Source organism: Virgifigura deserti (assembly GCA_003576685.1).
Taxonomy (GTDB): Bacteria; Pseudomonadota; Alphaproteobacteria; order Dongiales; family Dongiaceae; genus Virgifigura; species Virgifigura deserti.
Genome location: QOZR01000018.1, coordinates 24,394 through 37,967, shown reverse-complemented (window position 1 = coordinate 37,967; position 13,574 = coordinate 24,394). Strand labels below are relative to the sequence as shown.

General features: G+C 63.7%; 13 protein-coding genes. 7 read left to right on the top strand and 6 right to left on the bottom strand.

All coding sequences use genetic code 11. The annotated features are described in order from the left end of the window. Positions 1-41 precede the first annotated feature (41 nt). Both DT069_RS23000 and DT069_RS22995 read right to left on the bottom strand, forming a co-directional pair. Positions 42-1,622: a glycosyltransferase family 39 protein gene (locus DT069_RS23000; RefSeq protein WP_119462684.1), complete on the bottom strand. Its 1,581-nt coding sequence runs from the start codon at positions 1,620-1,622 to the stop codon at positions 42-44. A 101-nt stretch (positions 1,623-1,723) separates the two neighbouring features. Next, complete coding sequence (locus DT069_RS22995; protein ID WP_119462683.1) at positions 1,724-2,737, bottom strand: glycosyltransferase family 2 protein; 1,014 nt, start codon at positions 2,735-2,737, stop codon at positions 1,724-1,726. Between the two features lie 396 nt (positions 2,738-3,133). Between DT069_RS22995 and DT069_RS22990 the strand changes: the two genes are divergently transcribed. Further along, the gene (locus DT069_RS22990; RefSeq protein ID WP_119462682.1) at positions 3,134-3,634 is read left to right on the top strand and encodes a GtrA family protein; all 501 of its coding nucleotides are present in this window, start codon (positions 3,134-3,136) and stop codon (positions 3,632-3,634) included. Positions 3,635-3,668: 34 nt separating this feature from the next. Here DT069_RS22990 and DT069_RS22985 read toward each other — a convergent pair whose 3' ends face one another. Then, on the bottom strand, positions 3,669-5,756 hold the full coding sequence (locus tag DT069_RS22985) for a glycosyl hydrolase (RefSeq protein WP_162913396.1): 2,088 nt from the start codon (positions 5,754-5,756) through the stop codon (positions 3,669-3,671). A 439-nt stretch (positions 5,757-6,195) separates the two neighbouring features. Between DT069_RS22985 and DT069_RS22980 the strand changes: the two genes are divergently transcribed. The 5 genes from DT069_RS22980 (at position 6,196) to DT069_RS22960 (ending at position 11,274) form a co-directional block, all read left to right on the top strand. Beyond that, complete coding sequence (locus DT069_RS22980; RefSeq protein ID WP_162913395.1) at positions 6,196-7,392, top strand: outer membrane beta-barrel protein; 1,197 nt, start codon at positions 6,196-6,198, stop codon at positions 7,390-7,392. Between the two features lie 37 nt (positions 7,393-7,429). Then, entirely contained in the window at positions 7,430-7,996 is a 567-nt protein-coding gene (locus DT069_RS22975; protein ID WP_119462679.1) for a polysaccharide biosynthesis/export family protein, read from the top strand. Positions 7,997-8,108: 112 nt separating this feature from the next. Next, positions 8,109-8,684: a PRC-barrel domain-containing protein gene (locus tag DT069_RS22970; protein WP_119462678.1), complete on the top strand. Its 576-nt coding sequence runs from the start codon at positions 8,109-8,111 to the stop codon at positions 8,682-8,684. A gap of 353 nt (positions 8,685-9,037) precedes the next feature. Next, positions 9,038-10,009: a PA2169 family four-helix-bundle protein gene (locus DT069_RS22965; protein ID WP_162913394.1), complete on the top strand. Its 972-nt coding sequence runs from the start codon at positions 9,038-9,040 to the stop codon at positions 10,007-10,009. 188 nt (positions 10,010-10,197) lie between these two features. Continuing rightward, complete coding sequence (locus tag DT069_RS22960) at positions 10,198-11,274, top strand: potassium channel family protein (RefSeq protein ID WP_119462676.1); 1,077 nt, start codon at positions 10,198-10,200, stop codon at positions 11,272-11,274. Between the two features lie 17 nt (positions 11,275-11,291). Here DT069_RS22960 and DT069_RS22955 read toward each other — a convergent pair whose 3' ends face one another. Both DT069_RS22955 and DT069_RS22950 read right to left on the bottom strand, forming a co-directional pair. After that, on the bottom strand, positions 11,292-11,678 hold the full coding sequence (locus DT069_RS22955) for a DUF1326 domain-containing protein (protein ID WP_425450496.1): 387 nt from the start codon (positions 11,676-11,678) through the stop codon (positions 11,292-11,294). A 9-nt stretch (positions 11,679-11,687) separates the two neighbouring features. Next, a complete protein-coding gene (locus DT069_RS22950) occupies positions 11,688-12,377 on the bottom strand; it encodes a class I SAM-dependent methyltransferase (RefSeq protein ID WP_119462674.1) in 690 nt (229 codons plus the stop codon). A 506-nt stretch (positions 12,378-12,883) separates the two neighbouring features. On the opposite strand from DT069_RS22950, the gene DT069_RS22945 reads away from it, so the two are divergent. After that, a complete protein-coding gene (locus DT069_RS22945; RefSeq protein ID WP_425450490.1) occupies positions 12,884-13,135 on the top strand; it encodes a hypothetical protein in 252 nt (83 codons plus the stop codon). A 169-nt stretch (positions 13,136-13,304) separates the two neighbouring features. Here DT069_RS22945 and DT069_RS22940 read toward each other — a convergent pair whose 3' ends face one another. After that, positions 13,305-13,568: a DUF1289 domain-containing protein gene (locus DT069_RS22940; protein ID WP_119462673.1), complete on the bottom strand. Its 264-nt coding sequence runs from the start codon at positions 13,566-13,568 to the stop codon at positions 13,305-13,307. Positions 13,569-13,574 lie beyond the last annotated feature (6 nt).

The window sequence follows — 13,574 nt, the reverse complement described above, 5'->3', positions numbered from 1 at the left end:
TGCGCACCGTACTCCGGTTGGCATCTTCCGGCTCCGCCCGGTCACCACGGTACTCTCCTCCAGTGGTGCACCTCCACCGCATCGAGCGTCTTTCCGGATGGCGTGGTGCCCATATAGGCCAGTGCGGGATGCTCCTCGATCCGGAGCGCTGCATCCTTGATGGCGCGCCGGGATGTCGGCGCTGCGATGAGCCAGATCTCGTTGTAGCGGGCGATGTTCGCTATCAGCGCCGGCGACAAGCCGGTGACCGGCGGCGTCACCACGGAGGCCTCGCCGGGAAACTCGTAGATGGTGGAGCCGAAGGCTCCTCTGCCGGCGCCAATCAGAACGACGAGCGCCTTCTGCGTCGGCGAGTCCCGGATCATCTGCGCGATCTCACGCCACCGTGCCTGATGGCGGAAATCATTACTCCAGCCGGCCAGCTGAAGCGCGAGGACCAGCAGCGCGATGATCGCGGCGCGCCGTTCGGATCCCTTGGCCAGCGCATGGATGCCGAATGCGAGGAAGATGACCAGAAACGGCAAGGCGAAGCCGAAATACCGGAGCGCGGCTCCATGGATCAGGGTTTTGTCGCTCGCATAGAACAGGCCGAGTATCCCGAGGCTGTTGGCGACAACCGCCAATACGGCGACGGTCGAGATGTGCGTGAATCGGTCCGTGCCGTTCCGGCGGAACGTTGCCAGCAGGCCGGCGGCAAGCGGGACGGCGATAATGACAAGCGCGACTCGCGCAATGGGCAACTCGGCCGGCTTCCGGGTAAGGGCTTTGAGATTGGACTTGACCGCCATCCAGCCCTCGGCCAGGAGACCGGAGAAGCCCAGAAACTGTTCCGGGCGCGCACCGAGTTGATCGGCCAGGATCGGCAGAGCCGCCGCCCCGACCAGGAGCGCAGCCGCAATGGGCGCAACTGCCTGCCCGGGATCGCGACGCCAGGTTGCGGCACCGTGCCAAATCAGCACGGCGCCAGTGATGAACAGGGTGAAGTAATGGGTCAGGAAAGCGGCACCGACGCAGAGACCGAGCAGTGCGGCCGTCCCGCGGCATCTTGCTTGGCAATCGACCGAACGCAGGGCGAGATGCAGGGTCAGAACCACCAGAAGCAGGGCCACCCCATACGACCGGGCATTGGCGGAACAGAAAAGGGTGAATTCGGACAGGAAAAAGATCAGGGCCGCGAAGCCGGGTAGAGGCACGGCCGCTTGCCGCAGCGTCGCATAGAATATCGCGGCGGCAATACCGACGGCCAGCAGCGAGAACAGACGCAAGCGCGCGATGCCGGGGCCCAGCATGTCGCGCCAGAGGTCGGCAGCCAGGTAATAGAGCGGCGGATGGACGTCGGTCGACCACAAGGCTTCGACAAGCGCGCCGGGACTGGTCGATTCCGTCATCTGCCGTTTCAGGTCCGAGAGCGGCACGGGCGTCGCCGGCAATGCGGGGTCGGCATGGCCGGACAATTCGAGCAACGTTATCGCCTCGTCCCCCCAGATCGACCGGTCGACGAGGCCGATCAGATGCACGAGCAGCGCCACGACGAGCAAGAGGGCGACGGCGATCGATCCTGCCGATACCGGCAGATAAGAGCGATCGATCGGACGGTTCGCCTTCTCTCTATACACCGTCATGCCGGAACTCCGGGCGGGCCGGTCGGCGAAGCATGCCTCGAGATCTCCTGTTCCGCCACGGATCTCGCCCGCGGACCACGCTCGGCGCCGGTTGCCGATATTCAGAAGCCGATGCGATGGCGGACGAGGTAGAGCGGTCTGCCCTTCGCCTCGTTGTAAAGACGGCCGACATACTCGCCGAGGATGCCGAGGGAGAGGAGCTGGATCCCGCCCATGAAGAGAACCGCGACCATCAGCGACGCGTAGCCGGGGACATCCACACCGAGGATCAGCGTCCTGACCACCAGGAAGCTCGCATAGACGAAGGCGGCCAGCGCCGTGATCACGCCGACATAGACCCAGACCCGCAGCGGCAATGTCGTGAAGCTGGTAATCCCGTCCAGGGCAAAGTTCCACAGCCGCCAGTAGTTCCACTTCGTCTTGCCCGCGATGCGCATCTCACGGTGATAGTCAACGCCGATGCGGCTGAACCCGACCCAGTTGAATAGGCCCTTCATAAAGCGGTTCCGCTCCTGCAGCTGGCGCAGGGCGATGACAGCCTTGCGGTCAAGCAAGCGGAAGTCGCCGACATTGCGCGGGATGCTGGAATTGCTCAACAGGTTGAACGCACGATAGAAGAGATCGGCGGTCGCCCGCTTCAGGAGCGTGTCTCGATCGCGTCTTGCACGGACGCCATACACGACCTCATAGCCCTGCCGCCAGTATTGGATGAAATCCTTGATCGTCTCGGGCGGGTCTTGAAGATCGGCATCCATGCAGACGACGGCGTCGGCGTCGCAGGCGTCGAGCCCGGCAGTCAGGGCCTGCTCCTTGCCGAAGTTGCGGCTCAGATCGATGATCTTCACGCGGCTGTCATGCTCGTGCTGCTTCACCAGCAGTTCCAGAGTCCGATCGGTGCTGCCGTCATTGACGCAGATCACGCGCCAGCTGATCGCGCATTCGCGGAGGACCGCGCGCAACCGGTCGAACAGAAGCTCGATCGTGTCCTCCTCGTTGTGGAAACATATGACGATGTCGATCGATGGGGCGGCGAAGGGAAACTTGCCCAGCACATCGTCGTCATCGCTCGTTCGCAGAGACACGGTTTCGGCCGATGCGGCCTTCAGTGTCGCCATGGTCTCCTCGTTCGCAGGCCGAGTATTCGACGCTCGACATTTCCATCAGTGCTGGAACCACTACTACAGCAATCCGGCGACCTCGGGGCATGAGCGGACGAACTATCACCTTCGTGATCCAATGCCGGGATACGGAGGAACGGCCGCTCTATCGAGATCCCATCCGGCCACAGATCGAATCACCGGCAACGCTGCTCGCCCGCGCTCGAGCGGGCCGGGCACGAAGCATCGGGCATCCGGGGTAATACGGATAGGCGTGTGGCGCCGCTCGGCCCTTGGGGTGAGGATCTAGGGCGAGGTTTTGGGCGAGGATTTCCGAAAAGGTCGAATGGCAGATCGAGGCATCGGCCGTCGCTCGACCGGGTACGGGAATGGGAACGGAGTAAAGGCGTACCGATGTCGGGAATTGACCCTGGCGACCGGAGCCGGATCGGCATGATGCTGTCCGCCTGCAAGATGCTGTTCGACAGGCTCCCGGTGCCCCGCCAGTTCCTATGCTTCGCCGGTGTCGGCACGGTCGGCTTCACCGTCGATGCCTGCGTCCTCACGATCCTCGTTGCGCTTGTGGGCGTGGACCGCTACAGCGCCCGCGTCATCTCCTTCGGCGTTGCCGTCACCGTCACTTGGTTGCTGAACCGGCAGTTCACCTTTGCGGTACCGCAAGGCGCCGGGATGCGCCCCGGCGAATATTCGCGCTATTTCGGTGTCCAGTTCGTCGGCGCGCTGATCAATTTCGGAATTTACGGTCTGCTGGTCGCGTCCTTCGATACGGCCTTCCGCTATCCCGCGCTTGCCTTGGCGGTCGGCTCCGTCACCGCCATGTTCTTCAACTTCCTGGGGGCGAAGCATTTCGCGTTTCGGACGTCGCGGCGGACATTGAGCTCGATCGCTGAATAGCCACCGTCTCAAGCCACCGTCTCAAGCCACCGTCTCAAGACGGTCCGAGCGAGCGCCGGGGATAAAGGATCCGCGCCGCCGCCGCCGTCGCGTCGTAATCGATGTCCGTGCCGGAACCGGGTGTGATCGCAAAATCCACCGTCGTGCCTCGCTCGACCGCTACCTCCAGCTCATAGGTGAGTGCGGCTTGACGATCGGACGAGCCAAGATCAATGGAGAATACCGTGACGCCGTCGACGAGGATCCGCGCCTGTGTCCCGTCACCACGAGAGCTGGACCGGTCGAACGAGCCTGCGATGCGGACCGTGCCGTCGACACTGCTCTTCCAGCGCCGCACCGCCCAGACCGGGGCGCCCTTCGTCTTCGAGGGATGCACCATGTTGCCCGCCACCGACAGCTCGCGTAGGCCGTCGCGCGTCCAATGGTACCCCCATTCCGTCTCGATCCAGGCCAGCTGCTCGAAATCGTCGTCGGTGTATGGACCGGTCGGCTCGACGCGGTTGCCGTCGCCTTGGCCGTTGCCGTCATAGTAGCCGTAGTACCAGCCGTTCGCCCCCTGAGTGCCGCCGAAATCGCTCTCGGAATCGGCCAGGATCTCGTCGCGCCCGCTCTCCCGGACCTCTGCAACGGGGCCTTTGACATAGACCGGGTTATCGGAGAGCAGCAGGACGACCTCCTTGTTGGCGGGTGGCACGAGATGCTCCCCACCCATGATGTCGGTCACGGTCAGCGGCGAACGCGTCCGGAAGACGACGCGCGACGGCGGTTCCGTCGACCAGCCCACCCGGATTTCCTCGCCATCCTTCTCGAAGAGATAGAGGCGGGTGCGCGGGTCGGTCGGCTCCCGCCGGACATAGCGGGCACTGTCAAGCTGCCGTATCAGGTTGGCATAGGCAGGATAGGCGGGGGCGGGAGCGTAGCGGCCGAGAGGGCCGTCCTCGTCGTGTAGCAGCCCCATTGCCTGGAAGTTTTCATAGTCGCGCAGGAGATACCAATAGATCCGCTCCACATTCTCGCTGAGCAGCAGCGTATAGAACTGGACAAGATATCTTGCCGCCTCGTGGCGACCGCTGGGGCTCTTGTCCTGGCGTCCCGACTCGGTCACCCATATCGGTTTGCCCTCCCCGCCGTTGTAGCGTTCGATGAGCGCCTTGAGCTCGTCCAGCTCCTGCTCGATTCCCTCCGGCTGCTTCCGATAGGGATGAATCGCCACCGCATCCATGTATTCCAGAGCGCCATGCTGGAACAGGCGCTCCAGATATGGGAGCGGGACCTTCACCACGGCGGCGCCGAGGACCTGGACGTCCGGCCGCGCCGACTTGATCTCCTGGTAGGCGCGCTTGAGCATAAGGGTGTAATAGCGCGGCCGGTCCTTTGTGGCCGGCCCCTCCGCAAAGGATCCATTATATTCGTTCCAGATCTCCAGCGTGCGGATCTGGTCGCCATAACGATCGAGAATCGCGCGGCCGTACTTGGCGTATCCTTCGCGCCCCGCCTCCGTGTGCGGAGTCTGACCTTCGTCATAAAGCTCGTTGTCGAAGGACATGACGATGAGCGGCTCGATGCCATGGTCGGCCAAGGCCTCCATGTAGCCGGTATATTTTTCGGAGAACACGTATTCGGAGGGTTCCCGTTCGACGGATTTCCAGTATTGCTCGTCACGGACATGTCGGATCCCCGCCTTGGCGATCAGCGGGATGATGTCCGTGTTCCAGCCTTGGGCGAAATGCGTCATGACGCCGAAGCTGGAGCCGGCCGGCTCGATCGGCTCGCTCGGGCGGATCACTGCAAACGTCGTCTGGGCCTCGGTAACGGTCTTGCCTGCCCGCTCGGCGGCAAGGGTTATTTCGAAATAGCCGTTGCGCCCGAGATCGGGTTCGACCACGGCTCGGCCGCCGCGGACGGCCGCGACGCCGTCGGCGATTCTCGAGCCGAAGAAATCGGTGATCGTCCATGCGATCCTGCTCGCGCTGCTGCGCACCGGAATTCGCACGGTTTCCGTGGTCAGAAAAACATTGCCAAGGCGGGCTTGCTCGATTGTCAGGTCCGGGCTTTCGCCGGCCGCTGCGAACCGGCACTGGGCAAACACAAGAAGGGTAAGAATTGCGAGACGTGCCATCATCGGGACAAATCTCCACGAGTTGGATGGCGGAACGCTGAGGAGCGGGGGCGTACGCTCGGCCGGCGTCAGGATTCCCGTCATGCCGTCATCGAGGCGCGCTCGAGACCGATCACTCACCTTGATGATGTCACTAGGGACCGGCAAGATCCATCCTGCGGCGCATCACCGATTTTCCGTGAGCATGGCCAAAAGGGATATGACGACAGGGACCTGGACCGGTGGTTGGACCCTGCACGACCGGCAAATACTTGCTGAAAGTTCCGCTCCGCAGAGATGGACTTGGCTTTTCTCGTGAACTTCGTCATCGTGGGTTACTGCTCCGTGGCGCCGGCAACGGCCCCGTCCGAAGTGGTGGGGATCCATGACACGATGGTTCAAGCCTGCTGTTCGGCCTGCTGTTTGGTTGCTCGTCATCCTTGCATCCGCTCCCGGAATGGGAGTGCTGCAGGCCCAGGAGATTGAGCCGGACGTCAGCGTCCTGGAGCGGCCCCGGCCGGAGGTCGACCCTCTCAACATTCGGGTCGGCTCGCTCATTGTGGCGCCGCGGATCGATTTCCGCGCGACGTACAACGACAACATCTTCGCGACCGAATCCGACAAGGAAGGCGATTTCATCAGGACGATCGCGCCGTCCGTATCCGTCTCGACCGATTGGGCCCGGCACGGTCTCAGTTTCTCGGCGCAGGCGGCCGATAGTCAGTATGCCGAGAACGAGAGCGAAGACACGACATCCTATGGCGCCGATCTCGAAGGCGTCCTGGACGTCACGAATGAGAGCCGGCTGTTCGGCGGCATCGCCTACGAGCACCGCTTCGAGGAGCGTGGCGCGCCCGACGAGCAAGACACGGCCGAGCCGACGGAAATCACCGCACTCGCCCTCTCGGTCGGCGGCATCCAGCAGTTCAGCCGCTTTGCCGTCCGGGTCAACGGCGCCGTCGACAGTATCGACTACGGCAATGTAAGGGCGGCAGACGGAAGCTTCATCAACAATGATGAGCGGGACTACACCAGCTATGGCGTCGCCACGCGGGTCGGCTACCGCGTTCTTCCCGGAGTCCAGCCGTTCCTTGAGGTTGGCTATAACATGCGTCGTCATGACGACGCGCCCTCGCGCGATTCGGACGGATACCGAGCCCGCGTTGGTACAACCCTTGATTTCACCGGCGTCACGCCGGGCAGTCCCGGCAACTTTACGGGAGAGGTGTTTCTCGGCTTCTTTAGGCAGCGCTATGATGACCCGGATCTGCGTGATCCGTCAGGCCTCGACCTGGGCGCTGCGGTGCTGTGGAACGTCACCGGCTTGACGTCGATCCGATTGCTGGCGGAGCGAGCGGTCGCGGAGTCGAGGCGGGAGGATATTTCGAGCTTTGTGCAGACGACATACGGAGCGTCGGTCGAGCATGAGCTGTTGCGCAACGTTCTGCTGGAAGGGGTTGTCGCCTTCAGCACCAACGAGTTCCAGGGAGGGGGTGACCTGGACCAGAATGACTTGTCGCTCGGCCTTCAAGGCCTCTATCTGGTCAATCGCAACCTGACGTTGGGGCTGGCCTACCAATATCGCCAAAGCGCGGCAGAACAGGAGAACGAGGACTTTGCGGCGAACGCGATCACTGCTTTTCTGAGGTTGCAGTTCTGACTTTCCACAAAATATTGAGCAGGGAGGCGTAACGGAGATGAAGCGACAGAACCTGCGCAATACGCTGGTGATTTTTATTTTTCTGCTTGTCGCCGGTTGCGGCGCCGGGCGCGGTCTGCCGCCGTTGGAGGGAGGCGCGACGGCCCCGGAATACACGCTCGGCAGCGGCGATCAGGTTCGGGTGACCGTTTTCAACGAACCTCAATTTTCGGGCGAGTACACGGTCGACGGAAGCGGTCACGTTGCAATGCCGATGATCGGCGGTGTTTCGGTCGACGATCTGACGGTGCCGGCGGCCGAGGATGCGATCGCTGAAGAGCTGTCGGAAAAGGCGTTGGTTTCCCCGGACGTCAGCGTCGAAGTGGTCAGTTATCGGCCATTCTACATCCTCGGTGAGGTCAGGGCGCCCGGCCAATATCCTTATGTCGACGGCATGACGGTGCTGACCGCTATTGCCATTGCCGGTGGCTTGACCTATCGCGCCGAAACCGATCGGTTTTCCATTGTCCGCGAGAAGGATGGCCAGGCGGTGGAGTGGGCGGCCGAACGCAACAGTATCGTGCGGCCAGGCGACGTCATTACCGTGTTCGAGCGGTATTTCTAGAACTGGGAGGGTCCTGTCGGACCGGCCGGTCCGGGGAACCCGCAAGATCGTTCACGTGTTTTCACGGAAGTCGGTTCGCAACTGAGGCGAATCAATTTTCGGGAGAATACAAATGCCGAAAGTCTTGTCTTGTGCGGCAATTGCGCTGGCCCTCGCGGTTCCTGCCTGGGCGCAAGCGAATGCGGACCAAGCGAGCGATCCGGTACAGCTGGCGCAGGCCACAAACGCGCCGGATCCGGGCCAGCTCATGGGCAAAACGGTGCAGACGTCGAGCGGTGAGACCATCGGGCAGGTCAGCGACATACTTTGGGGCGCGAACAGCCAGGTGGCTGGCATTGTCGTCGATGCCGGAAACTTTCTCGGAACCCAGCCGGGCCATATTGCGCTGGATTGGGACGATGTCACCATGAGCCCGGGCGATCAGGCCATTGTCACGGATCTGAACCCGGAGATGATGGGCGGTGGCACCGAAGCTCAGGCCGGCGGTGGCATCGATACCGGTACCACCGGTATGACGACCGGCACGTCTGGGACGGAGAGCGAGACGGAGCTTCCCGACATTTCCGAATCGCAGCCGGGGGTGATCACCGGTGAGGATGTCCAGGTCGACGAGGATCAGCCAGGCGCTGGGCGCGGCACGACCGACTCGGGCGACAACGCCGGCGTCGGCGATGCTGCAGCGGAGTAGAACCTGATCGCAGGGCTCCGGAGCCTAGCCCCTTTCCCGGAGCCCTGCGTTGCCCGGTGTGGATCGTGGATAGGCTCTGTCAGACGCTCTAAAACCCCAAAAAGGGAAGGCCCCGCCGAAGCGGGGCCAGATCGCGTCTCGGAAGGGGACCTGGGGGGAAGCCGTGGGCGCTTCGACCTGCTCTCGCAGGCCGCTGCCCATCCGGTCCGAAACGCGACCCACACTGACAAACTGCGCGCAGGCCATTTGGTTCCATTGCGGTGGCGATTTCTTTTTCCGCTACCGATTTGCTCGTTGTCTGTCTGGGCGGCGTCGAGAGGCCCTCCGTCGAGAGGCCCTCCAGGGAGCTCCCCTTGCATTGCGGGAACTTACCGGCGCGCCAACCGTTACGTTTCGTGTTTCCTATGGAGGAGTTTGCTATGGCCAAGGCGACTGAATCTGAAAATAAAGAACTGTTGAGTGCGCTTGAGGAGCTTGCCACCGAAGTCCGCGATAGCGAGCAAGGCTATAAGCACTCCGCCGAGAATGCCAAGGACGGCGACTTGCGATCGATGTTCTCGGACCTGTCGCGTGAGCGCCGCACACAGGCGGAGGAACTCGACCGGATCATTCAACGTCTCGGCGGAACCCCCCCGTCGCCGCAAGGCAGCACGGCCGGGACCGCGCATCGCCTGTGGACGGATCTGAAAAGCACCCTCACCGGCGGTGATCGCCGATCAATCTTGCAGGAGATCGTCCGCGGCGAGTCTTATCTTGAAGAATGCTACGACAAGGCTCTGAAGCAGGACCTGCGGGGCATGACCTTTCCGGAAGATGTCCAGCAAACGCTCCAGCAGCAGCATTCGAGCGCTCGGAACTCGCGGAACCGGTTCCGCTCGATGTTAGGGGCGACGGGCGGTGCGCAGCAGCAACAGGGCCGCACGATGGGCTCGCTCACTAGTGGCGTCGAGCATTACGTGGTCGAGAAGCCGATGATGGGCACCGCTTTGGCGCTCGGCCTCGGCATGGTCCTGGGCGTTCTGCTGTCCATGTCCATGCGGTCGGGGACGAGCTCGAGCTATGGCGGGCGTCAGAGCGGCTATCGCGGGCGCCAGACCGGCTACGGCTATGGATACGGCGATCAAAGCCGGGCCGGCTATGGTTCCGGTCGGTCGGGGTATGGCTACGGCTCGACCGGCCAGTCCAGTGGCCAGTCGACTGGGCAGTCCGCCGGGCAGTCTGGATATGGCTACGGAACGGCGGACCAGGCGGGCTATGGTGCGGGAACGCAGGCGCGCTACGGCGAATCCGGCAGCACAGGCCAGACGACGGGCTCGCGCACTTGATCCACGCGTCGGCCCGCGGGTGTGGCATGTGAGGCATCGAGACGCACACTGACGTTCGATCTGGGCGGAAGCGGCCGCGGCAGGCGGGCCGCTTCCGTTGCTCTCTGCGGTTGTGGAACCCGGCAGATGGCCGGGAACGCCATTTTGCCGAAGTCTCGCCGGCATGATCTTCCTATGAGGCCTGATCCATGAGCGCTGGTGGGCGCGATCGCCTGCGTCTCCCCAGGTGGTGGCGCCGGAGGCGGGCTGGCCGTGGTGCCCGCATTCTGTTCACCAAGGCCGAAGCCGCGCCGCAACAGAAGCTGGTGACGCGCCTCGGTATCGTCGCCCTTCTGCTTGCCGCCGTCGTGGCGCTGTTCTGGTTCGACCGGTCCGGACTGCGCGACGCTCGGGATGGCGAGATCTCGTTCGGCGACGTGATTTATTTCACCATGGTCACCATCACTACCGTCGGCTATGGCGACATCGTCCCGGTTTCCGACCGGGCGCGCCTGCTCGACGCCTTTCTCGTCACTCCCGTGCGCGTTTTCCTTTTGCTGATCTTCCTGGGCACGGCCTACGAGTTCGTCATCCAGAAAGTGTTGGAGGATTATCGGATGGGCAGACTGCAGCGCCGCCTGCGCGACCATATCGTGATCTGCGGCTATGGCCACAGTGGTCGCATCGCTGCCCGGGAACTGGTGGCAAAGGGCTGCGATCCCGACTGTATCGTCGTGATCGACCCGTCCGAGGACGCGCTGTACGACGTTGCGGACGCCGGATATGTCGGGCTGCGCGGCGATGCCACCCATGAAGGCATCATCCGTGCCAGCGGAATCGAGCGCGCACGCGCCGCGATCGTCAGCCCTGGACGCGACGATACGAACGTCCTGATCGTCCTCACGATCCGGAGCGTCAGTCCGACCGTGAAGATCATTGCGAGCGTGAAGGAGGACGAGAACTTCAAGCTGATCCAGCAGAGCGGCGCGAACATGATCCTGTCGCCGGCGAAGGTCAGCGGTTATCTGCTGGCCGAGGCGGTGCTGCATCGCCACACCTCCGATTATGTCTGCGACCTCGCGACCTCACACGGACGGGTGAAGCTGAACGAACGCCCGGCGCGGCCCGAGGAGGTCGGGCGCGGCCTGCGAGACGTGACGGACGGGCTGGTCGTCGGCATTCAGCGCGACGGCAAGGAGATCGGCTTCTGGCATGCCGAAGCCGGCGAGATTCAGGCCGGCGACGTTCTCCTGCTCATCGAGCCGACCGACCGCGCCCACGCCTAGAGCTATGGTCCAATCAGCTACCGCATCAGGCCATGCTGGTTCATATGAAGCTCGCACCAGTGGGCATAGCTGTCTTCGAGCGCCATCGCCACGTTTCCGGACGACGCCGACCAGCCCCGCCTGCATTCGTTCCGGGTATATTCGAAGCCGTTCGGCCGTAGGATTCCAACGCGATGCTCCGCACCGGTGACCGGGTTGCGAATCGGCTCGCCGTGACCGGTCGCGACGCCAACCGCTTCGCACTGCGCCGAGCGGGCCTCCATGTCCGCCGCGATGCGGATCTCTTCATAGACGGGATCATGGATCTCGTCGCACATCGCCGAATAGACCCAAAAGAAGGTTGCCGCCTCGTCGGTTTCCTTTCCCGTCATGATGCTGAACAGGCAGCAAGCCTGTTTCCTGATGTGGAGAGTTCAGGCCGCCGGGCGCGACGTGCAGGTCAATAGAAGTGAAAGCGGCCGTCCGCTCTCCGGGTCGGCCGGCTCGCGCACCGCATCGACCCGCCATCCGGCGGCCGTGAGTTCTTCGTGCCAGGATGCCAAGGTCCGGTAGAACCACGGCATGCGGCTCCAGCCTTCCGCGCCGAAGGCGGCGAACGTTTCCTCCCGCCATCCGTCTTTGTAGGGGCCGTCGCCGCAGGCGACCCAGGGATGGACCGTCTGGATCACGAGCGCGCCGCCGGGAGCGGCGCGCAGAAGGGCCCGCAGCAACCCGGACATCTCCTCCGACAGCAGCGCGAAGTTGGCGACCACCGCATCGAAGGGTCCGCCCAGCAGGGCCGGGTCCGCGGCAATCGCTCCATAGTCGATGCGGCGATAGTCGCCGGTCGGGTCCGCGTCACGGGCCAACCGGACCAGTTCCGCGCTCCCGTCCACCCCGACCACCCGGCAGCCGAGATCCTGTGCCAGCCGGCGGGCGAGCCAGCCCTCGCCGCACCCCACATCGAGGACCGATCCGGGCCGTAGCCGCGCGACGGCCTCGACCACGGCGGTGTCGGTGCCTGCCCCGCGGCTCCGGATCGAGCCGGCGCGCACCGCTTCGGTCCACCGCCCGGCATTGTCGTCCCAGGAGGTCCTGATCCGATCGTCCTTATCCGGCCTCATCCCGCCTCACTCCCGCCTCATCATCCCTTCGGAGCCGAGCCTGTGCTCCGGCTGCGCCGTGACTTTAGCACGCAATGCCCGGGTGGGTGACCGTGCCATCAGTGTCGCCTTCCGGCCTGCCGCAGATCCATGGGATTTTCTCTGCGGAACTTTCGCGCTGGCGAGCGGTTTATAGGGCAATCATCCGGCATGCGAGTGCCGGTTTTTCATCGGGAGGGCAGATGAACGGTTCGCAGGGATCCGGCAAGGAGCGAGGTGATCGTCGGACGGAGACAGAGGCGCCGCCGCAGGTCCAGCCGTCGCAGGAATCGCGGCAGCCATGGAAGTGGAGGCCGGAAGACTGGGAAAGCTACTGGCGGCAGGGGCCGACATCTCCGTTAGATCTGGCGACCGCGGGCTAGCGGTCTAGCGAGATCCCATCCGGGTGAAGGCGGACCGGTCCGCCAAAGGTCCCTTTCGAAGGCTTGAGGGACCGGTATCGACAAACAACCGGAAAGGATATTCTTATGACGAAGACGCACATCTTCGGCTGCATCCTTGGGGGTGCGGCGATGCTGGCGGTTACCGGCTGCGGTAGCAGCACCACGGACCGGGCCCTGAGTGGCGGTGCCATTGGCGCCGGTGCAGGTGCGGCTGGCAGCGCCATTACCGGCGGAAGTCCGATCACGGGTGGCCTTCTCGGCGGTGCCGCGGGCGCCGCAGTCGGCGGTCTGACCGACGAGGAGGACCTGGATCTCGGCGACCCGGTGTGGGATTGAGCGACGTAGAGCGGTTTCCAGAGTAATTTCAGGCGCGGCCTCCATTGCGGCGATCCAGGCGCCGCAATGGGGTGCCGATCCTTCAGGACATGACCGAACTCTGGGGTGGCCGGTTGCTCAGTTGCCGGCCGCGTCAGTTGGCTTGACCAGCCGGCCTGAAACGAGGACGTTACCGGTTCCGGTCTTTATTGGCCGTTATTGCCGCCCGGCGCTCCTCGATCTGGCGCAGCACGCGGTGCCGATCCTCCGGCATCAGGATGATCCAGTCGCGGATCTCGCCGATCGTTCGCAGGCAGCCGATGCACAGCCCCGTCGAATCGTCGATCTGGCAGACGCTGATGCAGGGAGACGGCGGTCCTGCGGCCAGCAGGCGCCGCCGTTCGGCGCGACGCTGTTCCCGCGCTTGGAGCCGCTTCTCGTCTCGCTCGCTCATGACATG

What these genes read in the sequence shown, in the direction of transcription:
- DT069_RS23000 (WP_119462684.1), bottom strand. Translation starts at nt 1,622, where the DNA reads ATGACGGTGTATAGAGAGAAGGCGAACCGTCCGATCGATCGCTCTTAT.
- DT069_RS22995 (WP_119462683.1), bottom strand. Translation starts at nt 2,737, where the DNA reads ATGGCGACACTGAAGGCCGCATCGGCCGAAACCGTGTCTCTGCGAACG.
- DT069_RS22990 (WP_119462682.1), top strand. Translation starts at nt 3,134, where the DNA reads ATGTCGGGAATTGACCCTGGCGACCGGAGCCGGATCGGCATGATGCTG.
- DT069_RS22985 (WP_162913396.1), bottom strand. Translation starts at nt 5,756, where the DNA reads ATGATGGCACGTCTCGCAATTCTTACCCTTCTTGTGTTTGCCCAGTGC.
- DT069_RS22975 (WP_119462679.1), top strand. Translation starts at nt 7,430, where the DNA reads ATGAAGCGACAGAACCTGCGCAATACGCTGGTGATTTTTATTTTTCTG.
- DT069_RS22970 (WP_119462678.1), top strand. Translation starts at nt 8,109, where the DNA reads ATGCCGAAAGTCTTGTCTTGTGCGGCAATTGCGCTGGCCCTCGCGGTT.
- DT069_RS22960 (WP_119462676.1), top strand. Translation starts at nt 10,198, where the DNA reads ATGAGCGCTGGTGGGCGCGATCGCCTGCGTCTCCCCAGGTGGTGGCGC.
- DT069_RS22950 (WP_119462674.1), bottom strand. Translation starts at nt 12,377, where the DNA reads ATGAGGCCGGATAAGGACGATCGGATCAGGACCTCCTGGGACGACAAT.
- DT069_RS22945 (WP_425450490.1), top strand. Translation starts at nt 12,884, where the DNA reads ATGACGAAGACGCACATCTTCGGCTGCATCCTTGGGGGTGCGGCGATG.
- DT069_RS22940 (WP_119462673.1), bottom strand. Translation starts at nt 13,568, where the DNA reads ATGAGCGAGCGAGACGAGAAGCGGCTCCAAGCGCGGGAACAGCGTCGC.